At 70.1% G+C, this 26,117-nt stretch carries 29 protein-coding genes and 2 tRNA genes; 20 read left to right on the forward strand and 11 right to left on the reverse strand.

All coding sequences use genetic code 11. The features are described from left to right. Nucleotides 1–94 precede the first annotated feature (94 nt). The gene (locus tag J7I97_RS02490; RefSeq protein ID WP_214930657.1) at nucleotides 95–562 is read right to left on the reverse strand and encodes a DUF6344 domain-containing protein; all 468 of its coding nucleotides are present in this window, start codon (nucleotides 560–562) and stop codon (nucleotides 95–97) included. 300 nt (nucleotides 563–862) lie between these two features. Between J7I97_RS02490 and J7I97_RS02495 the strand changes: the two genes are divergently transcribed. After that, nucleotides 863–2,062: an FAD-dependent monooxygenase gene (locus J7I97_RS02495; RefSeq protein WP_214930658.1), complete on the forward strand. Its 1,200-nt coding sequence runs from the start codon at nucleotides 863–865 to the stop codon at nucleotides 2,060–2,062. Nucleotides 2,063–2,167: 105 nt separating this feature from the next. Here J7I97_RS02495 and J7I97_RS02500 read toward each other — a convergent pair. After that, nucleotides 2,168–2,244: transfer RNA gene (locus tag J7I97_RS02500), tRNA-Ser, on the reverse strand. Nucleotides 2,245–2,486: 242 nt separating this feature from the next. Here J7I97_RS02500 and J7I97_RS02505 point away from each other — a divergent pair. Beyond that, on the forward strand, nucleotides 2,487–3,263 hold the full coding sequence (locus J7I97_RS02505; RefSeq protein WP_214930659.1) for an NUDIX domain-containing protein: 777 nt from the start codon (nucleotides 2,487–2,489) through the stop codon (nucleotides 3,261–3,263). Here J7I97_RS02505 and J7I97_RS02510 read toward each other — a convergent pair. Beyond that, nucleotides 3,247–4,377 (reverse strand): helix-turn-helix transcriptional regulator, encoded by a 1,131-nt coding sequence (locus J7I97_RS02510; RefSeq protein WP_214930814.1) that lies wholly within the window; start codon nucleotides 4,375–4,377, stop codon nucleotides 3,247–3,249. The two genes, J7I97_RS02505 and J7I97_RS02510, sit on opposite strands and share 17 nt — an antisense overlap. Nucleotides 4,378–4,981: 604 nt before the next feature. On the opposite strand from J7I97_RS02510, the gene J7I97_RS02515 reads away from it, so the two are divergent. The 15 genes from J7I97_RS02515 (at nucleotide 4,982) to J7I97_RS02585 (ending at nucleotide 15,577) form a co-directional block, all read left to right on the forward strand. Further along, a complete protein-coding gene (locus J7I97_RS02515) occupies nucleotides 4,982–5,251 on the forward strand; it encodes a DUF6284 family protein (protein ID WP_214930661.1) in 270 nt (89 codons plus the stop codon). Further along, nucleotides 5,248–5,583, forward strand: a complete 336-nt coding sequence (locus J7I97_RS02520) for a hypothetical protein (protein WP_214930663.1) — start codon at nucleotides 5,248–5,250, stop codon at nucleotides 5,581–5,583. The genes J7I97_RS02515 and J7I97_RS02520 overlap by 4 nt, the downstream gene beginning before the upstream one ends. Further along, on the forward strand, nucleotides 5,580–6,602 hold the full coding sequence (locus tag J7I97_RS02525) for a DUF2637 domain-containing protein (RefSeq protein ID WP_214930665.1): 1,023 nt from the start codon (nucleotides 5,580–5,582) through the stop codon (nucleotides 6,600–6,602). Before J7I97_RS02520 ends, J7I97_RS02525 begins: the two co-directional genes overlap by 4 nt. Further along, nucleotides 6,602–6,937 carry an RRQRL motif-containing zinc-binding protein gene (locus J7I97_RS02530; protein ID WP_214930667.1) on the forward strand — a complete coding sequence of 112 codons (336 nt, stop codon included), beginning with the start codon at nucleotides 6,602–6,604 and terminating at the stop codon, nucleotides 6,935–6,937. The genes J7I97_RS02525 and J7I97_RS02530 overlap by 1 nt, the downstream gene beginning before the upstream one ends. Continuing rightward, nucleotides 6,934–7,194 (forward strand): hypothetical protein, encoded by a 261-nt coding sequence (locus tag J7I97_RS02535; protein WP_214930668.1) that lies wholly within the window; start codon nucleotides 6,934–6,936, stop codon nucleotides 7,192–7,194. The genes J7I97_RS02530 and J7I97_RS02535 overlap by 4 nt, the downstream gene beginning before the upstream one ends. Continuing rightward, on the forward strand, nucleotides 7,191–7,577 hold the full coding sequence (locus J7I97_RS02540; protein WP_214930670.1) for a DUF6251 family protein: 387 nt from the start codon (nucleotides 7,191–7,193) through the stop codon (nucleotides 7,575–7,577). The genes J7I97_RS02535 and J7I97_RS02540 overlap by 4 nt, the downstream gene beginning before the upstream one ends. Nucleotides 7,578–7,651: 74 nt before the next feature. Continuing rightward, a complete protein-coding gene (locus J7I97_RS02545; RefSeq protein ID WP_214930672.1) occupies nucleotides 7,652–7,852 on the forward strand; it encodes a DUF6257 family protein in 201 nt (66 codons plus the stop codon). A gap of 91 nt (nucleotides 7,853–7,943) precedes the next feature. Then, on the forward strand, nucleotides 7,944–10,010 hold the full coding sequence (locus tag J7I97_RS02550; protein ID WP_214930673.1) for an FtsK/SpoIIIE domain-containing protein: 2,067 nt from the start codon (nucleotides 7,944–7,946) through the stop codon (nucleotides 10,008–10,010). A gap of 150 nt (nucleotides 10,011–10,160) precedes the next feature. Beyond that, nucleotides 10,161–10,403 carry a hypothetical protein gene (locus J7I97_RS02555; protein ID WP_214930675.1) on the forward strand — a complete coding sequence of 81 codons (243 nt, stop codon included), beginning with the start codon at nucleotides 10,161–10,163 and terminating at the stop codon, nucleotides 10,401–10,403. A 159-nt stretch (nucleotides 10,404–10,562) separates the two neighbouring features. Then, nucleotides 10,563–10,751: a hypothetical protein gene (locus J7I97_RS02560; RefSeq protein WP_214930676.1), complete on the forward strand. Its 189-nt coding sequence runs from the start codon at nucleotides 10,563–10,565 to the stop codon at nucleotides 10,749–10,751. A gap of 11 nt (nucleotides 10,752–10,762) precedes the next feature. Then, a complete protein-coding gene (locus J7I97_RS02565; RefSeq protein ID WP_214930678.1) occupies nucleotides 10,763–11,035 on the forward strand; it encodes a hypothetical protein in 273 nt (90 codons plus the stop codon). Between the two features lie 78 nt (nucleotides 11,036–11,113). Then, nucleotides 11,114–11,980 carry a bifunctional DNA primase/polymerase gene (locus J7I97_RS02570; RefSeq protein ID WP_214930679.1) on the forward strand — a complete coding sequence of 289 codons (867 nt, stop codon included), beginning with the start codon at nucleotides 11,114–11,116 and terminating at the stop codon, nucleotides 11,978–11,980. Continuing rightward, nucleotides 11,980–13,452, forward strand: coding sequence for an ATP-binding protein (locus tag J7I97_RS02575; RefSeq protein WP_214930681.1), 1,473 nt, complete (start codon nucleotides 11,980–11,982; stop codon nucleotides 13,450–13,452). Before J7I97_RS02570 ends, J7I97_RS02575 begins: the two co-directional genes overlap by 1 nt. A 468-nt stretch (nucleotides 13,453–13,920) precedes the next feature. Further along, a complete protein-coding gene (locus tag J7I97_RS02580) occupies nucleotides 13,921–14,109 on the forward strand; it encodes an AlpA family transcriptional regulator (protein WP_214930683.1) in 189 nt (62 codons plus the stop codon). Nucleotides 14,110–14,251: 142 nt separating this feature from the next. Beyond that, nucleotides 14,252–15,577, forward strand: coding sequence for a tyrosine-type recombinase/integrase (locus J7I97_RS02585; RefSeq protein WP_308363363.1), 1,326 nt, complete (start codon nucleotides 14,252–14,254; stop codon nucleotides 15,575–15,577). Between the two features lie 132 nt (nucleotides 15,578–15,709). Here J7I97_RS02585 and J7I97_RS02590 read toward each other — a convergent pair. The 6 genes from J7I97_RS02590 to J7I97_RS02615 all read right to left on the reverse strand — a co-directional run bounded on the left by J7I97_RS02590 (nucleotide 15,710) and on the right by J7I97_RS02615 (nucleotide 21,411). Beyond that, nucleotides 15,710–15,799 (reverse strand) — tRNA-Ser (locus tag J7I97_RS02590). Nucleotides 15,800–15,869: 70 nt separating this feature from the next. Further along, nucleotides 15,870–16,874 carry a serine protease gene (locus J7I97_RS02595; RefSeq protein ID WP_214930685.1) on the reverse strand — a complete coding sequence of 335 codons (1,005 nt, stop codon included), beginning with the start codon at nucleotides 16,872–16,874 and terminating at the stop codon, nucleotides 15,870–15,872. Nucleotides 16,875–17,050: 176 nt separating this feature from the next. Continuing rightward, the gene (locus J7I97_RS02600; protein ID WP_214930686.1) at nucleotides 17,051–18,133 is read right to left on the reverse strand and encodes a putative sulfate exporter family transporter; all 1,083 of its coding nucleotides are present in this window, start codon (nucleotides 18,131–18,133) and stop codon (nucleotides 17,051–17,053) included. Continuing rightward, the gene (locus tag J7I97_RS02605; RefSeq protein WP_214930687.1) at nucleotides 18,133–18,687 is read right to left on the reverse strand and encodes a cysteine dioxygenase family protein; all 555 of its coding nucleotides are present in this window, start codon (nucleotides 18,685–18,687) and stop codon (nucleotides 18,133–18,135) included. The genes J7I97_RS02600 and J7I97_RS02605 overlap by 1 nt, the downstream gene beginning before the upstream one ends. Nucleotides 18,688–18,805: 118 nt before the next feature. Further along, nucleotides 18,806–19,711: a LysR family transcriptional regulator gene (locus tag J7I97_RS02610; protein ID WP_214930688.1), complete on the reverse strand. Its 906-nt coding sequence runs from the start codon at nucleotides 19,709–19,711 to the stop codon at nucleotides 18,806–18,808. 119 nt (nucleotides 19,712–19,830) lie between these two features. Continuing rightward, nucleotides 19,831–21,411, reverse strand: a complete 1,581-nt coding sequence (locus J7I97_RS02615) for a S1C family serine protease (protein ID WP_214930689.1) — start codon at nucleotides 21,409–21,411, stop codon at nucleotides 19,831–19,833. Between the two features lie 248 nt (nucleotides 21,412–21,659). Here J7I97_RS02615 and J7I97_RS02620 point away from each other — a divergent pair, with 248 nt between their 5' ends. The 3 genes from J7I97_RS02620 (at nucleotide 21,660) to J7I97_RS02630 (ending at nucleotide 24,337) form a co-directional block, all read left to right on the forward strand. Next, nucleotides 21,660–22,448 carry a glycerophosphodiester phosphodiesterase gene (locus tag J7I97_RS02620; protein WP_214930815.1) on the forward strand — a complete coding sequence of 263 codons (789 nt, stop codon included), beginning with the start codon at nucleotides 21,660–21,662 and terminating at the stop codon, nucleotides 22,446–22,448. 85 nt (nucleotides 22,449–22,533) lie between these two features. After that, on the forward strand, nucleotides 22,534–23,136 hold the full coding sequence (locus J7I97_RS02625; protein ID WP_214930690.1) for an ATP-binding protein: 603 nt from the start codon (nucleotides 22,534–22,536) through the stop codon (nucleotides 23,134–23,136). A 226-nt stretch (nucleotides 23,137–23,362) separates the two neighbouring features. Continuing rightward, a complete protein-coding gene (locus tag J7I97_RS02630) occupies nucleotides 23,363–24,337 on the forward strand; it encodes a DUF5926 family protein (protein WP_214930691.1) in 975 nt (324 codons plus the stop codon). 180 nt (nucleotides 24,338–24,517) lie between these two features. Here J7I97_RS02630 and J7I97_RS02635 read toward each other — a convergent pair whose 3' ends face one another. Both J7I97_RS02635 and J7I97_RS02640 read right to left on the reverse strand, forming a co-directional pair. Then, nucleotides 24,518–25,111: a hypothetical protein gene (locus J7I97_RS02635; protein ID WP_214930692.1), complete on the reverse strand. Its 594-nt coding sequence runs from the start codon at nucleotides 25,109–25,111 to the stop codon at nucleotides 24,518–24,520. 156 nt (nucleotides 25,112–25,267) lie between these two features. Beyond that, nucleotides 25,268–26,089, reverse strand: coding sequence for a bifunctional DNA primase/polymerase (locus J7I97_RS02640; RefSeq protein ID WP_214930693.1), 822 nt, complete (start codon nucleotides 26,087–26,089; stop codon nucleotides 25,268–25,270). Nucleotides 26,090–26,117 lie beyond the last annotated feature (28 nt).

Here is a 26,117-nt window from a genome sequence, read left to right on the forward strand (position 1 = left end):
TGTTCCACCCCTGCCCCGCTCCCGGGGCACCTCGCGGCGCGATCCTCGGTCGCGCGAACGACCGGGCTCCAGCGCCTGCTTCCATACGCCTGCGCTACGCGGCGAGCCCCAGCCCATCCCGGACCGCACCGACCGATCCCAGCACTCCGACGGCCCCGGCCTGCGCTCCACCTGCTCCGCCTGCTCCACCTGCCCCGACGATTCCGGCGGCTCCGGCAGGCGCTCCGGCGGTCAGGGCCGCGGCGGTGGTCGAGCGGCGGACGGAGGGGGTCTTGCCGTGAGCCTCGGCGCGGATGCGCTGCTTGATGGTCGGCGGAAGCGAACCGCCCCGCATCATCGCCCGCCAGGTCCGCCGGGCCATCAGGCCCGGCCTGCGCACGGCCGCGGTCGCGGTTGCGGCCCCGGTCGCGGTCCCGGTCCCAGTCGCCGGGGTACCGGAGGAGGCGGAGACACCAGCGGCGGCAAGGGCCGTCTTCCCGCCAAGGCCGAGCGCTGCGAGCAGGGCCACGAGCGCGGCGACGACGGCGGTCCAGATCGACGTGAAGGTGCTGCGGTGAGCCATGACGGAGTGCCTCATTTCGCGATGTTCCGACGGGCGGATCTGCATACATTCGTCATGATGTGGCCGCAACCGCACCGCCCCCACCACGCGCGCCGATCTTCCGACAAACACCACCCGGAAGGCCCAGCGGGGCGAAAGCCCCAGCCGCCCCGGCACCTGCGGAACCATTCCCCGGGACGACCCCGCCAGGCTCAGCCCTCAGGCCCAACTCCCCTGCGCACAACGCAAGTCTGTCCTCGTCGCCGTCTCGCCGGACATTGACTTTTCCTCGTCTCTCTTCCGGACAGCAAGGGATCTTCCATGCAGAACAAGCACGTCCTGATATCGGGCGCCAGCATCGCGGGCACCACATTGGTCTACTGGCTGCGTCGTCACGGCTTCCAGCCGACCGTCGTCGAGCGTGCGCCGGCCATCCGCGAGGGCGGCTACAAGATCGACATCCGGGGCGCCGCACTCGACGTCGTCTCCCGCACCGGCGTGCTGGACACCGTCCGCGCCCACCGGACCGATGTACAGGGCGGCTCCATCGTCAACGCCGCGGGCAAGCGCGTGGCCACCTTGGACGGCGACACCTTCGGCGGCCGCGAGGGCGGGGATGCCGAGATCCTGCGCGGTGACCTCAACCGAATCCTCTACGACCTCGCCGCCGACGGTGTGGAGTACCGCTTCGGCGACTCCATAGCCTCGGCCACCGAAGTCGAGACCGGCGTCGAAGTGGTCTTCGACAGCGGGGAGAGCCGCGTGTTCGACCTGGTGATAGGCGCCGACGGCCTGCACTCGAACACCAGAGCCCTGGCCTTCGGTCCCGAGGGGCAGTTCATCAAGGATCTGGGCTACTACGTCTCGATCTACAGCGTCCCCAACCACCTGAACCTCGACCGCTGGGAGCTGACCTACGTCGCACCACAGCGGACGGCGCTGACGTACAGCACGGCCAAGGACACCGGCGCCAAGGCCATGTTCCTGTTCGCCTCGGAGCCCCTGGACTACGACCGCCACGACCCCGAGGCGCAAAAGAAGCTCCTCGCCGACGCGTACGCCAACGAGAGCTGGGAGGTACCGCGCCTGCTGGAGGCGCTCGGCGAGGCCCCGGACTTCTACTTCGACTCCCTCAGCCAAGTCCACCTCGACCACTGGTCCAAGGGCCGCACCGCCCTGGTCGGCGACGCCGCCTACTGCGCGTCGCCCGCCTCCGGGCAGGGCACCAGCCTGGCCCTGGTCGGCGCGTACGTCCTCGCGGGCGAGCTCGCTGCCGCCAAGGGCGACCACCGGACCGCCTTCGCCGCCTACGAGCGGGAGATGCGGCACTTCGTCGAGGAGAACCAGAAGCTGGGCCCCTCGAACATCAAGCACATGGTGCTGCGGAGCAAGCGGCAGATCTCCGTACAGCTGACCATCCTGGCCATCCTCGGGCGACTGCCCGGCAAGGAGCGCATGATGGCCAAGGTCATCGAGCCCATCCAGAAGGCCGCCAAGGCGATCACCCTCAAGGACTACTGACCCCCGCCCCTCGGCCCCGGCCGAGCCCGCGAGACAGGCCCCATGCCGAAGGGGCGCCCCTGGCAAGGGGCGCCCCTTCTGATCAGCGCGTTCGCTGACCTGGTGCGGTGGGTGTGGGATTTGAACCCACGGTGACTCGCGCCACGACGGTTTTCAAGACCGATCGCGTGGCGTAACTCACCCGCGCCTTCACCTGGGCCTTTGGCTCCGTCGCCTGCTCTTCGGCCGTCGTCCTGGCCAGAGGTTGGCCACGGCCATGATCATTCGGCATGTCCATCACCAGCCTTGGGCACTCTCGGAGGTGCCCACCCTTGCGATGCCCTCACGTCAGATCAGGAGAGAGATGAGCATGGCTGAGCCCTCCGTGATTCCGCCCGACTACGCTGGTCATCACCAGCCGACGAACGGGGAGAGTGCTCTGAGGATGGGACCGAAGTCGACGAGGGTCTACCAGACGATCCGGTCTTGGATCGAGTCGGGCAAGTACGGCCCCGGCGAAAAGCTTCCCTCCGAGCGGACCATGAGCGCTGAGCTGGAGATCGGCCGTACCGCCCTCCGCCAGGTGCTCGCACGACTGGCGAGCGAGCGGCTCATCAAGGCGTACGACCGCAGCTCGTACCGAGTCGTGGGTGGCGAGACCGTCCCCACGCCGACAGAGCTGGAGCCCTGGACGATCCACGGCAGCAGGACGGTCTACGAGAACCGGTGGGTGAACCTCGACCTCGTCGACGTTGAGCCGCCCGGGGTCGAGCGGTTCGAGCACCACGTGGTGCGCCTGCACCACGTGGCGATCACGGCTGTGATCGATGAGCAGCAGCGCGTCCTGATGATGTGGCGCTACCGCTTCGTCCCGCAGCAGTGGGGATGGGAACTCCCCGGCGGGATCGTGGACGAAGGCGAGGATTCGGCGACCACGGCGGCGCGGGAGACCGAGGAAGAGACCGGTTGGCGTCCGACGAACGTCGAGCACGTTGTGACGTATCAGCCCATGATTGGCATGGTCGATTCGCCTCACGAGATCTTCGTGGCACGGGGCGCGGTGAAGGTGGGCGAACCCACGGACATCGAGGAAGCCGGGCAGATCGCCTGGGTGCCCCTGGCGGACATCCCCGGACTCATGGCCGATGGGAAGCTCATGGGGTCAGGGACGCTAGTCGCCCTCCTGCACGTCCTCGCGTCACGGGCTACAGCCGCCCCGTAAGCAGCTCCACACGTCGGCGGTACCGCACGGACCCCGTGCGGTTCGCCAGCAGGCGCGCCTGCTGAAGGTTCGAGCTCGCCTCATCGAACTCGCCGCGGGCAAGGTGGGCCTGCGCCAGGTCGCTGTGCAGACCTGCCTTGGCGCGGACGAACGTGGGGTCCGTCGTCTGGAGCGACGTGTAGAGCTCGCCCATGGCGGAGCTGTCTCCCAGAAGCGCCAGTACGTTTCCCCGCCAGCGCGCCAGATGGTCCCCGTTCAGGAAGATGCTCAGCATGTCGGAGTCGCGGGCGTGCGCGCCTTCCGGCAGCGAGGCCTCCGCTCGGTCGAGCGCGTACCTGGAATCGTCGTGCAGGCCAGCAGCGGCGCACAGCTCAGCTTCGGCCGCGCTCAGCCAAGCCCGAAGGCGAGGCGACTGCCGCTCCGCGTGCGTGCGCTGCGCGTCCCGGATGAGCTCAACCGCCATCTCGGGTCGCCCGGCATCACCCAGGACGTACGCCTGCTCGCCCATGGCGTGAGCCAAGTACTGGGGTGCGTCGGCGTCCTGCGCGGCTCGTTTCGCCAGCTCGTAGTGCCGCCAGGCGCGCTCCACGGAACCACCGTCCAGCGCCTGCCAGGCTGCCAGGGTCGCCGCCCCGGCCAGTGCCGTCGCGATGGGACGGCGCGTTCCCGGCAGGACGGCGAAGGTGAGCGCGTCTTCCATCCTCGCCAGGTGGCCGCTCATCTGGTCCACCAGGCCCGATGCACCCATCTGCCGGTCCATGGTCCGCAGTAGCTCGGTCTGGTCCATGAAGGTGCTCACCATGGAGTCGCTGACGCTCCGCGCCGCGTCGATCCGGCTCAACAGGTCCTCGTAGCCGTCAGCTTGCTGGGGGACTGAGCGCGCACGCTCCCCGCGCAACTCTGCGTCCGTAACCCCGAGCAGTGGCCGGAGGATCACGGCGTACCGCTCCGTGATGGCCCGCCGGCCGTTCTCCCACTCCGACACGTAGGTCTTCAGGCTCGCGCTGGACGCGACGTTCAGCATGTGCTGCCGCGCGTAGCGCTCAATCTCGAAGATCAGCCGCTCCTGCGACCATCCCCGCGCCGTACGAACAGCTCGTAATCCCTTGCCCACGTGCATCGCCTCCGATGGCCGTGCCACCTGCGGAGGCTTAACCGGATCGCCGCAGGTGGGAGCGGGTTAACACCCTTGAGGTTAACCCCTGTTGGCTACCGAGACCCCCTGTCTGGGCCGTTTCCTGAAGTCACACCGGAACAACACCGGCAAGCCCGAACGAACCAAGGGCTTGCATCTGGTGCGCACCAGATGCCATGCTTCTGGTGCGCACCAGATGGCTCGCAAGGGCCCAACTCCGATGTGCCCGCAGTACCTCTTGGCGTCCGGCGTGTCCCGTTCTTACGGGAGCCCTTCGGGGCTACCGCACCCGTCGGAGAGCCACCGGCTTTTCCTTGAGAACTCAACAGTGGACGTGAATTTGAGGCCGCCGCCTCCTCAGTAAGGCGGCCGGTGCGGCTCAGGTCCGCACGCTCAGCCCTCTCCGCCACCCTCCGGTGGCGGTCGGCTGCCTCCTCCGCCCGTCCGGCCCGTGGCCGTACGGGCGGAGCCGAGGGGAGCCGGAGTTCTTCCCGCTTCACCCCCAACGCAGTGCAGCCCCCCAGCGCTCGAACGCCGGGGGGCTGCTGTTCGGCCCCGTTCCTCCACAGAAGGAGCAAGACCCATGAAGTCCATCGCTGCACTTCACAACGCTGTTACCCCGTGGTCGGACGGCTTGGAGCCGTCGGACGCGGAGCTGGACGCGATCGAGTTCGAGTTGCCGCTCATCCTGGCGGAGGTCGAGCTGCTCGACACGGAGATCGCCGTACTGGACCGGGCGCCGGCCGAGCTGGATGAGCGGCGGATCCGCCGGGCTCGCCGCAAGGTCCTGGCCGCCCGTCGGACGCTGATCAACCAGGCCGCCGCGGCGAGCATGCCGGGTGGTGCCGCATGAGCGTCCAGCCGTTCGAAGCGCTGTCCGCACCGCTGCTGGTCCTGCGGCTGTTCGCCTCCGAGTTCCCGCACCTGCCGGCGCCGGGGGTGTCGGTGTCCACGGTCTACCCCGATCGGCTGGAGCTGTCCTTCCACAACGACTTCGCCGGATTCGAAGCGTGGCGGGACGTCCTCGGCATCGCCCCCGAGAACGTGAGCTTCCACGTTCAGGACGGCCGCACCCGCGTCCTGAAGACGGAGACCCACTACGCCGGAGCCTGGCTCTTGCTCATCGGCTACGCCAAGGATCCGGCCTCCGTCCTGGAGCGTTCACGGGCGGAGGTCGCGTCGTGAACAGTGCTCAGATCCGTTCATCCGAGCGCGCCCTATCGGTGGGCATGTGGCTGATCGTCGGCGGGGCGATGCTCTACTCCGTCCTCACGGTCACCCCCCTCATGGCCGCTCACACCCCGGCCGCGTGGCGGTGGACGGCACCGATCCTGCCGATCGTCGTTGACGCAGCGGTGGTCATCGTGGTCCGCCTCGACTCTGTCCTGGCCCGCCTTGGCGGCCACGGCGGTCCGTGGCCGGTTGCGCTGCGGTGGATGACCGGCGCCATGACCCTCGCCTTGAACATCGGCGCATCCGCCCTGGCCGGGGACCTAGTGGGAGTCGCGATCCATGCCGTGGCACCGCTTCTCCTCATCGTCACAGCGGAGGCTGGACTCGCCTACCGGCGGGCCATCACCGCTGCCGTCCGGGCTCTGCAAGTCGAGCAGCGGGCGGAGGCGCAGGCCCGTACGCAGGCGGTCGAGGATCGGGAGGAGGCCCGTCAGCGGCGGGTCCGTGAACGCCGTGACCATGAGGCGGCTCTCGCTCGTGAACAGCGTGAACACGAAGCCCGACTCATTCGTGAGGAGGCCGACCGGCAGGACCGGATCCGGCGCGAGGAACAGGCCCGTGCCGATGCCGCTGCGATCGCGGAGCGTGAGGCCCGTGAACGCCGTGAACGCGAGCGTGAACAGGCACAGGCCGAGCGTGAACAGGCCGAGCAGCGGGCCGCGCAGCAGCGCGAGCAAGCGGCCCGGCAGAAGGCCGAGCGTGAACGCCGGGAACGTGCCGAGCAGGCCGAGCGTGAACGCGGTGAACGCGAGCGTGAACAGGAGCGGATCGAGCGTGAACGCGCCGCGCTGCTGTCCGCCGGCCCTCCGGCCGAGAAGCTGCCGGAGGACCGGGCCCGGGCCGTCGTCCAAGCCGCGTTCGCGGCCGGCCTCGCAGTCCGGGTGGCCGCTGAGCTGACCGGCTGGTCCGTCGGCTGGGCCTCCACCCGCTACCAGGAACTCCGCGACGCGACCGTCCCGGCCCTCGGCTGATGGGCACCCTTCCCATCTACACCTGGCGCCTTGCCCCGGACGGGCTCGCCACCCGCCGCCAGCTCCGCGCCGCCGGGCTCCGGCCGGGTGGACAGGACGTGGCAGCGCAGGTGGAGCGGCCCCGCTACCGGCGCGGGCCGCTGGTCGCCTTCCTCTACCGGATAGAGCTGGCCCGCCCGGTCCGCCCCATGACCTCTGCCAAAGCCGCAGCCCTGGCGAAGGCCAACACAGCCCGCCGCACCTGCCCCGAATGCCGCCGCGACGCCGGATACGTCATCCCGGCCTCCCTCGGCATGTGCGTCCCCTGCGCCTACCCCGAAGGAGTCACTCCGTGACCAGCCAGACCGAATGGCCCGCCGGTGTTATCGCCCGCTACCTGACCAAGGCCGCCGAGATCACCGGCGACCACCAGGCCACCGTCGACGTCAAGCAAGTCCGAGACGAGACCACGGCGACCTGCCGGGGATGCGAGCGGGACATCTCCCGCTACCTCAACTACATGACCGAGGGCGTCAAGCGCGACGCCCAGAAGCACTCCGAGACCTGCCGCGCCATCCCCCGCCCGACTCCGGCCGCAGGGAGCACACGGTGAACCACCTCCCCGAACTGCCCCAGCACGCCAACGTCGTCCAGCTCCCGGACGGCACCCACGTCTACGCCAGCCCCAGCACCCTGCCCGCCGCGTACGCCGGGCCGCAGGTCGTCCACCAGCACATCCACCAGGCCCCACCCGACCGCACCATCCAGCGCATCGCGCTCGGCTCCGGTGTCGGGGCTGGGGCGGTCGCCGCCGGCGTGTACTTCGGTCCGCTCCTGGTCGCCGCCCTGACCGCGATCGCCGCGAACATCGCGTTCCTGGCCTTCCTCGCGCTGGTCCTCGGCTGGGTTGTCCACACGGTCGTGAAGTCGATCGGTAGCCCCAGCGGCACGCAGGCCGTGAGGAACGTGCGCAAGGTCCGCCGGCGGCGCGGCTGACGGTTGCCCGATCCACCCGCGCTTCGCGGGTGGTGAGGGGAGCCGGGACAGCCCCGGGCTCCGAAGGGAGCGTCATGGCGAAGGACCCGAAGTACACCGCTGGTGAGGTCACCAAGCTGGTGTGGCTGACCGCACGGATGGCCAAGCGCGGTATCGCCAGCCAGACCGTCTACCAGGGCGACCTGGAGCGGAAGTTCACCCGGATCGTCGACGGCGCCCGCGAGCGCGAGGCCCAGACGGTCAAGGACAGCAAGAGCAGCAAGAAGCGCAAGTAGCTGTGCCCCGGGGCGGCCGTCCCGGCCAAGGAATCAGGCCGCCCCGGGCCCTACCCACCCCCGCTTGTCAGCGAGAGCAGGAGTTCTCAGCATGACCGATTCCCCGAGCACGCACCTCTGGGCCGTCCCGGACGAGGACGTGGAGCCGGTGATACCGACCATGGTCGACAACCCGGACCTGCCCGACCCCAAGGTCCGCGACGAGAAGCGCAAGCCCGTCCTCGCCAGCTGGCTCACCAACCGCCGGGACTTCGCCGCCACCGCCCGGCACGCCGGCGCGAACCTCGGCTACGCCACCCTGTTCCACGGCGTCCGGATGCCCGTCTACGCAGGCCGCCTCGCGCTGATGTCGCCGCGGGGCGCGTGCCGGTTCATCGCCTCCACCAACCGGTGGGTGTGGGACCGCGAGGCGGCCCCGCTGCGGGACTTCGCCGTCCGCACCGAGGACGTCGAGGAGTACATGCGCCTCGCCCGGCTCCGCCAGGGCCGCATCCGTCTGCGCGGCCTGGTCACCCTCGTCGCCGCCGTGTTCGGGCTCGGATTCGCCCTGTGGCTCTACGTCCTCGCCCCGGCCTTCCTGTACGCGTTCGCCGCTGGCGGGATCCTCCTCCTGGGCTTCGCCGGTCAGCAGCCCGACGCCCCCGTCATCGGCCCGGCCGTCTTGAAGACCGAGCTGCAGAAGATGACCGGCTCGATCGTGCTGCGTGGTCTGGACAGCATCGGCAACGCGAAGATCTCCGCCGCCATCAAGAAGGGCGGGGACATGAACGGTCTCCGCTTCACCTCGGAAATCGTCCGCGACGGGCCCGGCTACCGCGCCGACCTCGACCTCCCATACGGCGTCACGCCGGAGGACATCATGGAGGCCCGCAAGCCCCTCGCCTCCGGCCTGCGCCGCAAGGTCGGATGCGTCTGGCCCGCCCCCGACCCCACCGAGCACGAAGGACGACTCGTCCTGTGGGTCGGGGATAAGCCGATGAACGAGACCACCAAGCCCGCCTGGCCGCTCCTGAAGTCCGGGCAGGTGGACCTGTTCAAGCCCGTCGTGTTCGGCAACGACCAGCGCATGCGCGACGTATCCGTCACCCTCATGTTCGCCGCCGTCGTTGTCGGGTCGATCCCCCGCATGGGCAAGACCTTCCTCATGCGGCTGCTCCTGCTCATCGCCGCCCTCGACCCGCGCGCCGCCATCTACGCGTTCGACTTCAAGGGAACCGGCGACTTCTCCGCACTCGAGCCGGTCTGCCACCGCTACCGGGCCGGCGAGGAAGACGAGGACATCGAGTACGTCGTTCAAGCCCTGCGGGAGCTGAAGGACGAACTGCGGCGCCGGGCGAAGGTCATCAAGTCCCTGCCGCGCAGCCGGTGCCCGGAGTCGAAGGTGACCCCGGATCTGGCCAGCGACAAGACCCTTGGCCTGCACCCGATCGTCGTCGGCCTGGATGAGTGCCAGGTGCCGTTCGAGCACGAGAAGTACGGGGGGGAGATCGAGGACATCTGCACCGACATCACCAAGCGCGGCCCCGCCCTCGGCATCGTCGGCATGTTCGGCACCCAGCGCCCCGACGCCAGGTCCCTCCCCACCGGCATCTCCGCGAACGCCGTGCTGCGGTTCGCGCTGAAGGTCATGGGCCAGCCCGCCAACGACATGATCCTGGGTACGTCGATGTACAAGGCCGGGTACCGGGCCACGATGTTCTCCCGCTCCGACCGCGGCATCTGCTGGATGGCCGGCGAGGGCGATGATCCCCGCATCGTCGCTTCCGCTTTCGTCGACGCGGTCGCCGCCGAGCAGGTCGTTGGCCGGGCCCGCACGATGCGCGAGGAGTACGGCAACGTCACCGGCCACGCCATCGGCAAGGGCCCCGAAGCAACCGCCGGACTCGACATCCTCGCCGACACCCTCGCGGTCATCCCGGCCGATGAGGAGGCGGTCTGGTGTGAGCGGATCGCCGCCCGCCTCACCGGGCTCCGGCCCGACGCGTATGCGGGGTGGAAGGGCGAGAACGTCACCGCCGCGCTCAAGCCCTGGGGCATCAAGCCCGGACAGGTCTGGGGCCAGGACGACGAAGGCGAGGGCAAGAACCGGCGCGGCATCAAGCGCTCCGACATCACCGCCGCAATCACTCGCCGTGACGCCGATCGGGCCGCCGCCTGACCCTAGAACCGCTGCTAGACCTAGCACCCGCCGCTGCTAGGTCTAGCACCTCCACTAGCACCAGATCAGGCACCTGATCAGCGATCTAGTGTCTAGCGGCCCACCTGCGAAAAGCCCCGGAAACCGCCCCAACGCTGGGAGTAGACCCGCATGCTCATCGCTAGCGCCCTCATCCTCGCCACACTCGCCGGTTACACCCTGTTGTGCATGGCCAGCCCGTTCGGGACCTGCCGCAAGTGCGACGGCATCGGCGCCAAGCTCACCCTCAACCGCGCCGGGAAGGTCAAGCGGGTCAAGCCCTGCCACCGCTGCAAGGGCCAGGGCAAGCGCCTGCGCGTTGGGCGCCGCCTGCGCAACCAGAGCCGGGAGATCCACCGCGCCGGCACCCGCTGACCCCGGACAGCAAGGCCGGTGGCCGCACGCCATAAGGCGGACCCCGCTCCGATGGTGGAGCTAGGCGGACACGGCCACCGGTACACCCCCGAGCTTGTCAGCACCCGAAGTACGCGCAGCCTCGCAACCTTCCCCGTGCACGTCAAAGGAGATTCCGGCATGGCCATCACCGTCTCGCTCGTCGCGCTCTTCGGACTCGTCCTGTACTTCCTCCTGCGCTCCCACAGCCTCAGCGCAGGCAGCGCGTTCGTCGCCGCCGGATTCGGGTTCTTCCTCGCCTCCACCGGCGCCGCCGGCCCCATCAACGAGATGGCCAACGCCATCGTCGCCGCCATCCCCAACCTGTAGGGAGACAGCACATGCCCCGGCTCCGAATCCGCCGGACCACCTGGCCCCGCCCGGCCCTGATCCTGACCGACACGCCCCGGCCCACCTGCCCCCGCTGCCAGGGCGAGGGCGGTCGTAGCTACGACTACGGCGACCACGAGACCGGTGAGTACGCCGGCACCGAATGGGACCCCTGCACCTGCTGGAACGAGGAACAGCACTGGACCGTGCTCCCGCTCCCGCACCTGCCCCGCCGCCGGACCGCTGCCGACCCCTGGGACACCGGCGACGAGCCCCCGTTCTAAGAACGCCGAAGGCGGCCCCCTCACGCCAATGACCGGGGCCGCCCTCATCCAGAACCCACAAGAACTGGAGAGACCAGCATGACCCAACCCACCGACAATTGGCGAGAGCACCGGCTCCGTCTGCGGACCGCACTCTGGCTCGCTGAGATCGGCCTGCCCGTGCTGCCCTTGCGGGAGGGCAAGCTCCCCGTCGGGAACTGCCCGGCCTGCTCCGGCAGTGCCTGCGGGGACCGGCCGCACATGAAGGCGGCCGGGCCGTGCCAGTGCCCGGCCCCGTGCCACGGCTGGGCCGCCGCCACCACCGACCGCGGCGTCCTCACCTCCCCGGCCTGGGCCACCGCCTGGCGCCAGGCCGGAGCCATCGCCTATCACCCCGGCGGCGCCCGCCTCACCGTCGTGGACCTCGACAACCCCGACGCCGTGGCCTGGGCCCACCAGAACCTCCCCGCCACGAAGGCCGTGGCCACGACGCGCGGGGAGCACTGGCTCTACAGGGGCGCCATGCAGTCCACCAACGGGGTCCGGCCCGGCGTCGACATCAAGTCCTCCATGTCGTACGCCCGCTGGTACGGCCCCGGCACCGGCCCGATCGTCGCCCTCCCGGACATCGTCCGCGCGCTGGCCGTGAAGGAGTCCGCGTCCCGCCCCGTGTCCCACGCGATCAGCGTTCCCACGGTGGCCGACGGCGGGCAGTGCCGTCACCGCACCCCCGCCTTCCTGGAACGCGGTATCGCCATGGCCGAGCAGTCCATCACCGCCGCCCAGAGCGCGATCCACAGCAACGTGTACCGGGTGTTCCTCGCGGTCCTGTCCACCCACGGCCGGTGCGGCTGCCTCACCGAAACCCACGTCGAGCGGCTCTTCACCGCCGCGCACGCCAAGGGCGAATCCACCCGGCACTGCACCGCCGCGTGGGCCAACGCGCGCACCGCATTGGGGCTGTGATGTCCGACGACGAGAAGAGTTCGGGCCGCGAGGTCATCACCGGCTACGCGCAGGACAACTTCCGGTACTTCCGCACCGCCGACGGGACCGTGTACGCGCAGAAGAACGGCCACCCCGTCGCGCGCCCGATCCGCTCCCAGGGCACGTCCGGCAGCCACCGCCAGGAGCTCATGGTCGGCCTCTACGAGAACGGACACGGCGTGTTCAACGGCACCGCGCTCAAGGAAGCCCTCGACCTCATCGAAGCCCTGGCCCTGACCAAGGACGTTCAGCCCGTACACATCCGCGTCGCGCCGGGCTTCGACGGCGCGACCTGGCTCGACCTGGGCCGCAACGACGGGCAGTCCGTACGCATCCACCCCACCGGCTGGGACATCCTCACGCCCCAGCCGGAAGAGGTCTGCTGGCGGCGCACCCAGCTCACCGGAGAACTCCCGCTCCCTGCCAAGGACACCGACGGAAAGGGCATCGACCTGCTCCTGCGGCTGTGCAACTTCGCCAACGCCGAGACCGAGTGCCTGGCCGTCGCGTGGCTGATCGGGTGCCTCGGGCCGTCCGTGCCCGTCCCCGCCCCGTTCCTCACCGGCCCCCAGGGCGCCGGCAAGTCCACCGGCGGAAGGATGCTCGTGCGGATCATCGAGGGCATGAGCGGCGATCTGCGCCGCGCCCCGAAAGACGAAGAGAACCTGATCGCGGCCGTCGCCGCCGGATGGGTCACCGCCCTCGACAACCTCTCCCACCTCGCCCCGGACCTGTCCGACCTCATGTGCTGCATCGTCACCGGAGCCGAGACCATCAAGCGTGCCCTCTACACCGACGGCGACGTCGTCCGTGCCCGCTACCGCCGGCCTCTCCTGCTGACCGGTATCGACGTGGGCGTCATCCGCCCCGACCTTGCCGAGCGGCTCCTCCCGCTCCGCCTGGAGCGCCCCACCGTCCGGCGGACGGAGGCGGAGCTGTGGCGGGAGTTCGAAGAGGTCCTGCCGGTCACCCTGGGGTCCCTGCTCGACCTCACCGTCAAGGTCCGCGCCGCCGAGGCCGACATCCCCACGGATCTGAGGATGGCCGACTTCGCTCACCTGTGCGCGCAGCTCGATGCTGCGACCGGCCTGGGAGCGCTCGCCGCCTACCGGGCCAGCCTGGATGAACTCAACGACGACGTCATCGAAGGCGACCTGCTCGCCCAAACCGCGCTGAAGCACGCCGCCACCCTCGAAGCCGGTGAGGGGGCTCGTATGACCTCGGCGGAATGGCTGCACGCCCTCACCCAGCTCTATACCGGAGAGGACTTCCGCCCCCTGCCCAAGGGGTGGCCCACCACCGGGAAGGTCCTCTCCGACCGTCTCAAGCGACTGCAGCCCACCCTCGCCGCACGGGGAGTCCTCGTCGACTGGGGCCGTACCAAGACGGCCCGCTACATCGAGATGACCCGACCCACCCCGACCGCGCCAGAGCAGCAGGAAGCGTTCTAGCCCAGGGCATCCCGGGCCGCGGGCACAAGCAAGAGGAGCACCCCCGGCCAAGGCGCGGGGTGCTCCTCTTGCCTATCCGGCGGCTTGCCGCCGCTGCAAAGGTCGTGCCGCGCAGCGGCCCCTTCTTCTCGCTTTGGACCTGGCGCACTACGACAGACACCCGCCCTTCTTGTCCGAAGGAAAGGGATCCTGCGTCATCCGCGTCACCGGGGGGTCAGAAACGATCTATGACCTGCGGTTTCCCCGGTGACGCAGGACGGCCGGAGCTGCGTCACCCCGCGTCACCCGCGTCACCGATGACGGAGACCACCCCGCCCGGTGACGCACCCCCCGACAGTCAGCGTCACCGGAAAGCCGCAGGTCAGGCAGCACGAGTGACGCGGGTGACGCGGTGACGCAGAATCCCGCCCTTCGGACAGCACAACCCACCTGACAACCCAGCACACCGCAAGCCAAGGAGTGGAACTCATGGCCCGCCCCCAGATGCTCAAGCTCGCGGAAGTCCTCACCGAGATCGACATGAGCCGTGCCGCCTTCTACCGGCTGCGCGCTCGGGGCAACGCGCCCCGCCTCTTCAAGCTCCCGAACGGTCAGCTCCGTGTCCGGCGGGCCGACCTTGATGACTGGCTGGCTGGCTGCGAGGCATCGGCCGCATAGCCAATCCCGGCGTCACGGGCCCCAGCCACCCTGGCTGGGGCCCTTTCCCTTGAACGGAGTCGACTTGTACAGCTACGACGTACGGATCTGGGGCATCCGGACCCGCCAGAGCAAGAGCGCCCCCTACCAACTCCGATGGATCGTGGGTGGCGAGGAGCACCAGGCCCCGTTCCTGACCAAGACTCTGGCCGATGGTCGACGTGCTCAGCTCATGGAGGCCGTTCGCAAGGGTGAGCAGTTTGACGTGTCGTCCGGGCTGCCGGTTTCCGAGCTTCGTCAGCTCAAGTCGCCCACCTGGTTCGAGCACGCCAGGGCCTACGCCTGTATGAAGTGGCCGGGCGCTGCGGCCAAGCACCGAGTCGGCATCGCTGAGGCGATGACGAACGTGACCATGGCCCTCGTCACGAGCGGAAAGTCGGCTCCCGACCCGAAGGTGCTGCGGCTGGCCTTGCGGTCATGGGCCTTCCAGATGACGTTGGACCCTCAGGGGAACGCCGTCCCCCGCATGAAGGCCGAACCGCCGCCGGCGCCCGCAGCCCAGGCTCTGGAGTGGATGGCCAGCCATTCCCTCCGTGTGTCCGAGGTCGCGGAGGCTGAGAACCTTCGCCGCGCTCTTGCCGCCATCTCCCAGCGTCTCAATGGGAAACGCGCGGCGGACAACACGATCCGGCGTAAGCGCGCCGTCCTGAGCAACGCCCTCCGGTACGCCGTCGAATGCGACACCCTGCCCGCGAATCCGCTGCCCAAGGTCGACTGGGACCCTCCGCAGACCGACGACGAAGTGGACTTCCAGTACGTTCCCGGGCCCGAGCTGACCCGTCGGCTCCTGGACGCCGTCCAGGCCCAGGGCAGCCGCGGCGAGCACCTCCACGCGTTCTTCGGGTGCATGTACTACGCCGCGATGCGCCCGTCTGAAGTGGCAGCCCTCGCCAAGGGCGACTGCAAGTTGCCGTCCACGGGCTGGGGGGAGCTGGTGCTGCGCCGAAGCCGCCCTGAGGTTGGGGCGGGTTGGACGGACGGCGGAACGCCCTACGACGATCGGGGGCTCAAGCGGCGGGCGCGCAAGGCCAGCCGGTCGGTGCCCGTGCCGCCGGCGCTCGTACAGCTACTCCGGAGCCACCTGGAGCGCGAAGGGATGGCTACCGATGGTCGGCTGTTCCGTGCGGTGGAAGGCGGCCGGGTCGGCTCCAACGAATACACCCGCGTATGGGACGAAGCGCGGGAGAAGGCGCTGCCCGCAGCGGATGTGAATACGCCGCTCGCAGAGGTCCCCTACTCCCTGCGGCATGCCGGCGTCTCGCTGTGGATCAAAGCGGGCGTCGACCCGGTGGAAGTGGCCCGCCGGGCCGGCCACAGCGTGGCCGTCCTCTGGAAGTTCTACGCGAAGATCCTGCGAGGCCAGCAGCAGGTGTCGAACCAGCTCATTGATCAGGCTCTGGCAGAGGATGACACCCCCGCAGGGGCCTGACTTCCTGGCCACAAGTTGGCCACACGCGCTGGTCAACAGCGTGACAGGGGCGATTCGGGGTGAGACAGGGTGAGCAGAGAGGGCGGGCACCCGATACGGGTGCCCGCCCTCTGACCTGCCACTTCACTGACCTGGCGGTGGGTGTGGGATTTGAACCCACGGTGACATCGCTGCCACGACGGTTTTCAAGACCGTTCCCTTAGGCCGCTCGGGCAACCCACCTGGCCGGTACAGAGTACCGGGCGGCGGGGGTGGGCGGGGCTGGTGTTTTTGTCTGGCGCGCGGGTCGGGGTCAGGCGGTCTGGGCCTTGTCGTAGGCCGCCTTCGCCTCGTTGCCGAAGTACGGGCCGTACATCCGGTTGGGCAGGAAGTTGTAGCCGAAGCTGTTCACCGAGACCTGGGTGCCCAGGCCGGTGGTCTCGCTGAAGTCCTGGAGCCAGGGGCCGCCGCTGGAGCCGCCGGTCATGTTGCAGGCCAGGCTGTGGTCCTTGGTCAGCAGGAAGTCCTTGCCGGTGTTGCCGCTGCAGTAGACGAGCTTGGTGCCGTCGTACGGAGAGGCTGCCGGGAAGCCGAAGGAGTACATCTGCTTGTTGTAGCCACCGTTGAACAGGATGCCCTGGGCGCCGACGACCTGGCTGAGCTTCTGGCCGTTCAGCGGGGCGACGACGGCGAGGCCGACGTCCATGTTCATGTCCTCGCTGGCCGCCCACTGGTCGGTCGCGAAGGTTTTGGTCGCCGACCACTGGCCGTAGGGCGCGTTGCCGTTGTTGTACGCGGGGACGAAGACCCAGTTGGTGTGCCATGCGCCCTGGTACTTCACGCAGTGGCCGGCGGTGATCACCGTGCTGCCGTTGGCGCTGGTGATGGAGTCGCCGGAGCAGGATGCCGTCCGGTCGCCCATGGTGAAGAAGACCCGGCCGGAGGTCTTCACGATCGCGCCGCCGCCCGTCCAGGCACCGCCCGGCTGCGGGAACGCCGTGGGGGAGGCGGTGGAGGAGGCCGTGGGGGAGGCGGTGGAGGAGGCCGTGGGGGAGGTTGGGGGGATGGAGGTGGGGCGGGCTGTCGGGGTGGCCGCGGTGCCTGCGGTTCGCGGGGCCGCCGTGATGTCCAGCGGGGTGGCGTTGCGCATCCGCTCGGCGGTCCAGAAGCCCTGGGTGTGCTGTTGGCTGAACGACGACAGGGGGGCCGGGGTGTCCGAGGAGGCCGCGGCCGAGGGGGTGGCCCCCATCAGCGCGCCCGCGATCAGGGCACCCGCCGCCAAGAGGCCCGATACTGCTGCTGTGCGATGACGATTCACGCATGACTCCTTCTGCCGTGCCCCGACCGGTCGGCCGGCCCGGGGCAGGGTGGGGGTGAAGAGCTGTCGGTGCGGATCGGAGGCAGGTTCCCACGCACGGCGCGAGATGTCAGGGGACAGTCAGAGCGTTCGGTCGGTTCCGGCCAGCAATTGGCCAACTCCCCTCCCTCCAGCCGTCATACGGTAAGCAGCACGCCCGCGTACGAAACCCCGGCCACCACCACCCACGCCCCGAGGCCCAGCACCGCGGCCCGCCCTCCGGTCCGGGCCAGGGTCGGCAGGTGCACCGCGCTCCCGAGGCCGAACAGGGCCGCCGCCAGCAGGGCCTCCTGCGCGGTGTGCGCCCACTCCAGCGCTACGTCGGGCAGTACGCCGGTGGCCCGCAGCCCGGCCGCCGCCAGGAACCCGGCCACGAACAGCGGCACAGGAGCCGGGCGGCGTCCCGAGCTCGTGCGCACGCCGCGCCTGCGGGCCCGTACCGAGAAGGCCACGGCAGCCACCAGCGGGGCCAGCAGGGCCACCCGCATCAGCTTGACCAGCACGGCCTCGCCGAGGGCCCCCGGGCCCGCCGTCTGGGCCGTGGCGACGACCTGGCCGACATCGTGGACGCTCGCGCCGACCCAACGCCCGAAGGCCGGGTCGGAGAGCCCCAGCGGCCCCTGGAAGAGGGGGAGCACGGCGATGGCCAGGGTCCCGCACAGGGTCACCAGCGCCACGGAGGACGCAACGTCCTCCTCGTCGCTGCCGGACACCTCGCTCACCGCGCCGATCGCCGATGCACCGCAGATCGAATACCCGGTGGCGATCAACAGGGGCTGGTCTCCCGGCAGTCCGAGCCGGCGTCCCAGCCAGAGGGTGCCGAGGAAGGTGGCCGCGACGACTCCGACCACCATCGCCACCGTTGCCCAGCCGAGCCGGAGCACCTGGTCCAGCCCCAGGCCGAGGCCGAGCAGGACGATGCCGAGCCGCATCAGCCGTCGGCCGGCCAGGGAGAGCCCCGGGCGCGCGGTTCCGCGTACGAAGGTCCGCATGCCGGGGAGATGGGCTACCGCGATACCCAGGACGACCGATGCGGTCAGCATCGGCACCGTCGGCAGCAGCCGGTGGACGCACCACGCAGTGAAGGCGCCGGCGACCGCCATCCCCAACCCGGGCCAGGAGCTGGATGTTTCACGTGAAACATGGCCGCCCGGGGATGTTTCACGTGAAACACGGCGCACCCGCACCGACCGGTGGGCCGGGCGGTTCAGCAGGGCCATCAGTCGGTGGGGAGCGTGTAGACGCGACGGACACTGCTGCCCAGGCGGGCGACGTCGGCGCCGTACACGTGAAGGGAAATTGCCGTCGTACGACAGGAGTTGCGGACTTTGTGGATATCGCCGGGCGGGGCGAACCCGCAGACGTCACCAGGACCGTTGACCACCTCCTCGGTCGCCACCAGCCGGGCGCCCGCCGCAGCGGTGGCCGGGGCCAGCCGGTAGCGGAGCTCGCTCTCCTCGCCCTCGTGCACCCCGGCCACGCACCAGGAGACATGGTCGTGGATCGCGGTCTCCTGTCCGGGCAGCCACACGAGCGCCACCACCGAGAAGCTGCCGTCCGGCTCGGCGTGCAGTATGTGCTGCCGGTACCGGCCCGGGTCCCCCAGTCGCTGCTCGGGAGTGAGCAGATCGGGCGTGCCCAGATGCGGGGCAACGCGCTCACCGACCAGGTAGGCGGTCAGGTCGGGGGCGTGACCCCGGTCCACGACCGTGCGGATCTCACTGACGAGGGCGGCCATCCTCGCGGTCGTACGGGCCGGCGTGGTGGTGGTCATACGGGCAGCGTCCGGCAGCCCATCCATCACGTCCAACGACAGTTTCTACCCGAAATGCCAAGCCCCGCTTATGGGTTGGGTCCAGCGCAACCGGTGCGGGCAGCCGTCGGTGCTCCGGTCAGCAGCCGATCCGGTTCGACGCCACCCGCTTCAGCTCGTCCAGCACCACGGCCGTCGCCGGGATCCGCAGATGGTCGCGGTACACGTACGCGGCGATGTGGCGGCGCGCGGCCGGGTGCAGCGCCCGCCCGCACACCCGGCTCAGCGAGAGGGAGGGCAACACCAGGGCGGGCATCATGGCCACACCGAGGCCCTGTGCGACCAGGCTCTGCACCACCAGGTTGTCATCGGTGGCGAACCGGATGTCAGGGACGAACCCCAGCTCGGCGCACTCGTGCAGCAGGTTCGCCTGGCAGCGCGGGCAGCCCGCGATCCACCGCTCCTCGGCGAGGTCGGCCAGGTGCACGGCCCGGCGCCGGGCCAGAGGGTGCCCGGTCGGCAGGAGCACCGTCAGTTGGTCCTCCAGCAGCCTTACCTCCGCGACCTCGTCCGGGATCTCCTCATGCAGCCCGGGGTAGGTGAAGGCCAGGGTGATGTCGCACTCCCCGCGCTCCAGCCGCCGCAGCGACTCCGGGGGCTCCCCCTCCAGCAGCTCGACCTGTACGCCCGGATGCTCCTTGGCGAGGCCGCTGAGCGCTTCCGGGACGAGGGTGACGTTGACGCTGGGGAATCCGCAGAGCCGGACCCGGCCGGTGCGCAGTCGCGCGTACGCCTTCAGCTGGGCCTCGGCGGCGGAGAGGCTGCCCAGGATCGACTCGGCGTGCCGGGCCAGGGACTCTCCGGCCTCGGTGAGCTGCATCTTCCGGCCCACGCGGGTGAACAGCGGGGTACCGACGGCGCGTTCAAGCGCCTTCATCTGCTGGGTGATCGCGGGCTGGGTGTACCCCAGGACGCGGGCGGCCGCCGAGTAGGACCCCGAGGCGACCACCTCGTGGAAAGTCCGTATGTGCCGCGAATCGAACACAACGGAAGCATAAGCGGACGTTGGGAGGGGCCGTAGGCACAATCGCGCCCACGGCCCCTCGCCATCAAGCCATCAATTCGCCGAGGCCGGCAGGTCATTGGCCACTGACTGACGAGCTGCTACGACTTGTCGCCGGTCCGCGAGCCGAGCGTGATGTCGACCGTGGTCGGCTTGCCGTCGCGAACGTAGGTCAGCTTCACGACATCGCCCGGCTTGTGCGTCCAGATCTCGCTGATCAGGGTCGGGCCGCTGTCGATCCCCTTGCCGCCGAACTGGGTGATCACGTCACCGGGCTTGAGGCCCGCCTTGCCGGCCGGGCCGTTCGGGTCGACCAGCTCGTTCGCGGGGGCGCCCTGATCGGAGATCTTCGCGCCGTCAGCCTTGGACTGGATGTCCACGGAGACCGAGATCACCGGGTAGACCGGCTTGCCCGTCTTGATGAGCGACTCGGCGACGTTCTTCGCCTGGTTGATCGGGATCGCGAAGCCGAGGCCGATGGAGCCGGCCTGGCCGCCGCCGAAGCCGCCATTGCCGGCCGACTGGATGGCGGAGTTGATGCCGATGACCGCGCCGCGGCCGTCGAGCAGCGGGCCGCCGGAGTTGCCGGGGTTGATCGAGGCGTCCGTCTGCAGCGCGCTCATGTACGAGTTCTTGCTCCCGGAGCCGTCACCGGAGGCCACCGGGCGGTTCTTGGCGCTGACGATGCCGGTCGTGACCGTGTTGGACAGGCCGAACGGCGCACCGATCGCGATGGTCGAGTCGCCGACCGCGACCTTGTCGGAGTCACCGAGCGGCAGCGGCTTGAGGCCGGAGGGCGGGTTCTTCAGCTTGAGCACGGCCACGTCGTAGCCCTGGGCCCGGCCGACCACCTCGGCCTCGTACTTCTTGCCGTCGGAGAAGGTCGCGGACAGCTTGCCGCCGTTCGCGGCGGAGGCCACCACGTGGTTGTTGGTGAGGATGTGGCCCTGCTGGTCGTAGACGAAGCCGGTGCCGGTGCCGCCCTCGCCGTCGCCGGCCGAGGCCTCGATGGTGACGACGCTGGGCAGCGCGCCGGCGGCCAGGCCCGCGATCGAGCCGGCCTCGCGCTTGATGTCCTTGGGGGTGTTGCCCGCGCTGATCGTGGTCGAGCCGGTGGCGCTGCCGTTGTCGTTGCGCTCGGCGGCCCAGTAGCCGACCCCGCCGCCGATGCCGCCCGCGAGGAGGGCCGCCGCGAGCACGGCCGCGATCAGGCCGCCCCTGCCCTTCGGCTTCGGCGCCTGGGCCCCATCGGTCAGGTGCGCGCCCCAGACGGCGCCGCCGTGGCCGCCACCCGCACCGTACGCCGGGACGGCGGGCGGGGGCGGAGGCCAGCCCTCGGCGCCGTACGCGGCAGCGGCCGGACCGGGGGGAGGGGTCGGGGCCGGGCCCTGAGCCTGATGCGCCGGTGCCTGGCCGTAGGCCGGGGCCGGGGGGATCTGCTGGGTGTGCCCGGTGCCCGGAGCGGGCGCCGGCGGGATCTGCTGGGTCACCGGCTCAGCGGCGGCAGGCGCGGTCCCCGGCGCGGGCGCCGGCGCAGCGGCCGGAGCCTGGTCCTGGACCGGAGCCGGGGCCTGGGCCGGGGCCTCGACCGGGTCCGGTGTGGGAGCGGCCACCGGCACGGGGGGTGCGGACGGGGCCGCGGGGGGTGTCGGGGCCGCGGTGCCCTCGTTCTCGGTGCTCACAGCGCTCTCTCCTCGTCACACACACGGCTTCTGAAAATCTGGCGTTACTGGCGATACCGGTCCGACTGAACGTTCGACATGCCGCACAAGTTCCTGGGCAAAGCCTTTCCCATGACCCGTCAGAGCACTGTAAGCCGGACCTGTGCGTCTCCCCCCATCCTTTATCCCCGGCATTTCGGACGCATCCCCAGGGTCCTCCCCGACGCCCGGCGCCTGCTCGGTGGCACCATGACCCGGTGACCCTCGCAATGCCGCGCCCCATCCAAGTCGTCGCCCACCGCGGCGCCTCGGAGGATGCCCCCGAGCACACCCTGGCCGCTTACCGCAAGGCCATCGAGGACGGCGCCGACGCCCTCGAATGCGATGTCCGGCTCACGGCGGACGGCCATCTGGTCCTGGTCCACGACCGCCGGGTGAACCGCACGTCCAACGGGCGCGGCGCCGTGTCCGCCCTGGAGCTGGCCGATCTCGCGGCGCTCGACTTCGGCTCCTGGAAGGACCTCGAGGAGTCCCCCGACTGGGACTCGGACCCCGAGCGCACCTCCGTGCTCACCCTGGAGCGCCTGCTGGAGCTGGTCTCCGACGCCGGGCGCCCGGTGCAGCTCGCGATCGAGACGAAGCACCCCACCCGCTGGGCCGGACAGGTGGAGGAGCGGCTCCTCTTCCTCCTCAAGCGCTTCGGCGTGGACGCCCCGCCCCCCGAGGGCCCGCATCCGGTCCGGGTCATGAGCTTCTCGGCGCGCTCCCTGCACCGGATCCGGGCGGCCGCCCCGACGGTCCCGACCGTGTACCTGATGCAGTTCATCTCGCCCCGGATGCGGGACGGCCGGCTGCCCGCCGGAGTGGAGATCGCCGGGCCCGGGATCCGGATCGTCCGCAACCACCCCGGCTACATCCGCAAGCTCCAGGCCGCGGGGTACTCCGTACACGTGTGGACCGTAAATGAGCCAGAAGACGTTCAGCTCTGCGCTGATCTGGGCGTGGAAGCGATCATCACAAACAGGCCGCGAAAGGTTCTGTCACAACTAGGGCGCTGACGTCCCGTTTTGCGCACCCGTCACCCACGACCCCCGCGTGACAGGGTGTGCCCCGGCGCATCCGCTCCGCATTCGTTGGTCATGAATGCGTCAGAGGGCTCCACTTCGGCGGTTTCCGGTCCAGGCCATTGGGGCATCCAGACCATGGCGTGGGGCTAAGGAGGTTCCGGGGGTGGCGTTGGTGGTGGCACAGGAAGTGCCCACGTCGTCGTGCATGGGCGTGTCCCATGGTCCAGCGGGCGTGGGCGAGGCGAGACACCGCATGCGTGAGCAATTGCGTATCAGCGGGGTGCCCGAATCGGTCGTGGACGACGCCGTACTGATCCTTTCCGAACTGCTCAGCAATGCCTGCCGACACGGCCGGCCGCTGGGCGCGCGGGAGATCGGGGACGGGGAGATACGCGCCGCATGGCGCGTCGACAAAGCGGGGCGGCTGACGGTCGAGGTCACGGACGGGGGCGGGCCCACCCGTCCGGTTCCAGCCACGCCCTCGGTCACCGCGCACGGCGGCCGGGGGCTGAACATCATCAGCGCACTGGCCCAGGACTGGGGTGTCCGGGACGGAGCGGCAGGCGAGGTCACCGTGTGGGTGATTGTCGCGTGTGGGCCCCGGCACGAGGATTTCGCTACGCGCGTTGCGCCACCGGCGATCGACTTCAGCACGGCCTTCGACGATCTGGATCCCTGACAGCAGTACTGGCGCAGTACGACAGCAGCACGACAGCAGCACGACAGAAGTACCGGTCATCCGCACGACAGCAGTACGACAGAAGTACCGGTCATCCGCACGGGCGGCCGTCCGGGAGCGCACGCCGACCGTGCTCCCGGCCGCACCCCACCGGTTCCGGCGGTACGAACGGCTAGGCTCGCGCCCAGACACAACGCCGTACCGCCGCAACCGGGAGACACTCACGATGGCCAAGAAGCGCCCCGCAGCGAAGACTGCAAAGCCGCAGCTCAACAACGGTGAGATCCCGGTGGTAGGCGCCCGCGAGCCCTGCCCCTGCGGATCCGGGCGCCGCTACAAGGCCTGCCACGGCGCAGCCGCGGCGCACGCCGTCACCGAGCACGTGCAGCGCCCGTTCGAGGGTCTGCCCGGCGAGTGCGACTGGGTGGCGCTGCGCGAGCTCGTCCCCGCGGCCACCGTGCCGCTCACCCTCAAGGGCGGCCTGCCCGAGGGCGTCCCGTCCGTCACGCTGGTGACCGTACTGCCGATGGCCTGGCCGGCGCTGCGCCGTGAGGACGGTTCCGTCCTCCTCGGCCTGCAGAACGACTCGACCACCGGGGACCTCGCCCGGGACATGGCCGACACCCTGGAGCGCGCGCTCGTGGCGGACCCGGGGACCCCGGTTCCGGCCCGCCGGGTTCCCGCCGAAGGGACGCGACTTCAGGATCTCCTGGACACGGACGGCGTTTTCGAGCCGGTTGTACACAGCGGCTTCGAATTCTGGATTCCGGAATCGGAGAGTGCCCAGAACGCCTCTCCGGAGACCGCCGCCTCGCTGGAACGCGCCAACGCTGCCGCCATCCCCACCGTCAAGCTGGCCGGCGTCGACGCCGCCTACTGGTGCGAGACCCCGGACAAGAACCACCTGCGCTGGGTCATGCCGCACGCCGAGGAAAAGCTGCTCGACGCCCTCGCACGGCTGCACGCCGCAGGCACGTCCTCCCTTGGCGAAGGCACCAAGCTCGTCGGTTCCTTCCGCGCCCACGGCCTGATGGTCCCGGTCTGGGATCTGCCCACCGGGGTCTCGGCCGATGACGTCGAGAAGCCCGCCGCGGAGTTCGCCGAGCGCCTGCTCGCGGCCCTCGCGACGGACGCCCCGCTGACCACCGAGGAGCGCCGGGCACGGGGCGGGCTCACCAACCGCCAGGTCACCCTCAGCTGACCGCCGCACACGCGCGGGAGCGGTGACTGGGGTCACAACTCCCGCTAATCGCCTGCAAATCGGTGTCTGAATATCAGAGATCGAATTTGCGAACAGGCGATCTCTTGTTACGGTTCTTGTAGCCCGGTCGCTGGTGCATCCCCCGTCGCCAGCGACCGGGCCCTTCCATTTCCGCGATGTTCAACCATCGCCCGGTGCCGGTGAGTTGCTCCCGGACCGCAGCAGCAGCTCCCCTTCATCATCCGGAACTGCAAACTCCGCAACGGCCGAGTAGGTGTCCGGCGCCCCCGCCGAGGCCTCCCGCGGCGTCTCGCACAGCCCCGGCTCGTCGCCCGCGCCGACCGTGCACTGGATCTGCACCGTCCGCCCGGCCGGTCCCATCACCGTCAGTACGGCGTCCAGCGCCCGGCCACTGGTGTTCCGGTAGTAGCTGCGCCCCCAGGTCTGGCCCTCGGCCACCAGGACACAGGTCTGCGCCTCCACACCGTGCGGCGAGGAGAGTTCGGGGCCGCACCGGGAATCGGTACGGGGCTGCTCGGGCGGGCCCGGCTGCGCGGGCTGGGTGGCGGGCGTGGCAGCGGGCTTGGAGGATCCCACTTGGTTCGGCGTATGCGATGAGTCCGCGTCCGCGGGGCCGGACAGACCCAGAGTGGAGAGCAACCCGCCTTTTCCGTCGTCCTGACCGGCGAAATCCGGTCCGGCGATCGCTCCTGCGAGCGGAAGCGACAAGATGATCAGCACACCGGCGCCGATACCGATCAAGCGGAGATTCATTCGCCGAAGATAGCGACGCGGGAATGGGGCACGGAGATCCCCGCGCCCAATTCCCTTGGAAACTCGTCAAGCTGGCACCCGTACGAGTGATGCGCCAGTGCTCCAGTACGTCCGTACACCGCTCAGGACGCGTAGGTCAGTACGTCCGTACGCCGCTCAGTACGCGAGCCGGCTGCCGCCGCCGGGCGCCCCGCTGCTCGCCTCCACCAGCGCGTCGACGACCGCCTCGACCTCGGGCAGCCATGGAATTCCGGCCCCACCCGGTTCCCGCTCCCAGCGCACTTGGCCGCCGCCGGACGCCGCGGAGGGCGGCAGCAACAGGTAGCCGCCCTCGCCGTGGAAGCGCAGCGACGAGGGCACCTGGGCCTTGGCGTAAAGGAGTTCGCCGAGCCGCTCCAGCGAATACGGCGCCACCAGCAGCGACCACCGGGTCGGCGTCGCCACGATCGGACCGAGCCGCATGCCCTGAGCGTCCAGCCGTACGACGGCACGCGCGGCCGCCTTGGCCGGCAGGCTCACCGCGCACGGGGCGGCCCCGCCGGTGGCCAGCAGTACGGGGGCGGACGGCCGCCTGGCCCACCACCAGGCCACCATCCGGGCGTCGGTGGTGGCGGCGAGCAGCCCCGGGTCGAAGGGGTGCGCGCCGGGTACGACGCAGTCGGGGTCGGGGCAGGCGCACCGCACGCCGTCCGCGGCGGCGCCCTTACCCGGGCCCTTACCCGCGCCCTTGGCCGCGCGTTTGGCCGTACCCGTACCCGTACCCGCGCCGCCCGCCCGGCCCACGCCGGGCAGGACCGGCCAGTGCCAGACGGTGGCGCAGGTGAGTGCGGTGTCGAGGAGAGTCGGAGTGAGTGTCGAAGTGCGAGTCGGAATGCCGCCCTGCGCCGAAGGGGAGCCCGAAGCAGGGGCAGAGGCCGAGCGCAGGGAGTGCAAGCGATTGCGGAGCCGCTGGAGACGCCTTCCGAGGATCTCGCGCATGAGCGCTCGTTCCTTTCCGTTGAACGCC

This window comes from Streptomyces sp. ISL-87 (genome assembly GCF_018614095.1).
In the GTDB taxonomy this organism is placed as follows: Bacteria; Actinomycetota; Actinomycetes; order Streptomycetales; family Streptomycetaceae; genus Streptomyces.

What these genes read in the sequence shown, in the direction of transcription:
- J7I97_RS02490 (WP_214930657.1), bottom strand. Translation starts at nt 562, where the DNA reads ATGGCTCACCGCAGCACCTTCACGTCGATCTGGACCGCCGTCGTCGCC.
- J7I97_RS02495 (WP_214930658.1), top strand. Translation starts at nt 863, where the DNA reads ATGCAGAACAAGCACGTCCTGATATCGGGCGCCAGCATCGCGGGCACC.
- J7I97_RS02505 (WP_214930659.1), top strand. Translation starts at nt 2,487, where the DNA reads ATGGGACCGAAGTCGACGAGGGTCTACCAGACGATCCGGTCTTGGATC.
- J7I97_RS02515 (WP_214930661.1), top strand. Translation starts at nt 4,982, where the DNA reads ATGAAGTCCATCGCTGCACTTCACAACGCTGTTACCCCGTGGTCGGAC.
- J7I97_RS02520 (WP_214930663.1), top strand. Translation starts at nt 5,248, where the DNA reads ATGAGCGTCCAGCCGTTCGAAGCGCTGTCCGCACCGCTGCTGGTCCTG.
- J7I97_RS02530 (WP_214930667.1), top strand. Translation starts at nt 6,602, where the DNA reads ATGGGCACCCTTCCCATCTACACCTGGCGCCTTGCCCCGGACGGGCTC.
- J7I97_RS02545 (WP_214930672.1), top strand. Translation starts at nt 7,652, where the DNA reads ATGGCGAAGGACCCGAAGTACACCGCTGGTGAGGTCACCAAGCTGGTG.
- J7I97_RS02550 (WP_214930673.1), top strand. Translation starts at nt 7,944, where the DNA reads ATGACCGATTCCCCGAGCACGCACCTCTGGGCCGTCCCGGACGAGGAC.
- J7I97_RS02555 (WP_214930675.1), top strand. Translation starts at nt 10,161, where the DNA reads ATGCTCATCGCTAGCGCCCTCATCCTCGCCACACTCGCCGGTTACACC.
- J7I97_RS02560 (WP_214930676.1), top strand. Translation starts at nt 10,563, where the DNA reads ATGGCCATCACCGTCTCGCTCGTCGCGCTCTTCGGACTCGTCCTGTAC.
- J7I97_RS02565 (WP_214930678.1), top strand. Translation starts at nt 10,763, where the DNA reads ATGCCCCGGCTCCGAATCCGCCGGACCACCTGGCCCCGCCCGGCCCTG.
- J7I97_RS02570 (WP_214930679.1), top strand. Translation starts at nt 11,114, where the DNA reads ATGACCCAACCCACCGACAATTGGCGAGAGCACCGGCTCCGTCTGCGG.
- J7I97_RS02575 (WP_214930681.1), top strand. Translation starts at nt 11,980, where the DNA reads ATGTCCGACGACGAGAAGAGTTCGGGCCGCGAGGTCATCACCGGCTAC.
- J7I97_RS02580 (WP_214930683.1), top strand. Translation starts at nt 13,921, where the DNA reads ATGGCCCGCCCCCAGATGCTCAAGCTCGCGGAAGTCCTCACCGAGATC.
- J7I97_RS02600 (WP_214930686.1), bottom strand. Translation starts at nt 18,133, where the DNA reads ATGGCCCTGCTGAACCGCCCGGCCCACCGGTCGGTGCGGGTGCGCCGT.
- J7I97_RS02605 (WP_214930687.1), bottom strand. Translation starts at nt 18,687, where the DNA reads ATGACCACCACCACGCCGGCCCGTACGACCGCGAGGATGGCCGCCCTC.
- J7I97_RS02620 (WP_214930815.1), top strand. Translation starts at nt 21,660, where the DNA reads ATGCCGCGCCCCATCCAAGTCGTCGCCCACCGCGGCGCCTCGGAGGAT.
- J7I97_RS02625 (WP_214930690.1), top strand. Translation starts at nt 22,534, where the DNA reads ATGCGTCAGAGGGCTCCACTTCGGCGGTTTCCGGTCCAGGCCATTGGG.
- J7I97_RS02630 (WP_214930691.1), top strand. Translation starts at nt 23,363, where the DNA reads ATGGCCAAGAAGCGCCCCGCAGCGAAGACTGCAAAGCCGCAGCTCAAC.
- J7I97_RS02635 (WP_214930692.1), bottom strand. Translation starts at nt 25,111, where the DNA reads ATGAATCTCCGCTTGATCGGTATCGGCGCCGGTGTGCTGATCATCTTG.
- J7I97_RS02640 (WP_214930693.1), bottom strand. Translation starts at nt 26,089, where the DNA reads ATGCGCGAGATCCTCGGAAGGCGTCTCCAGCGGCTCCGCAATCGCTTG.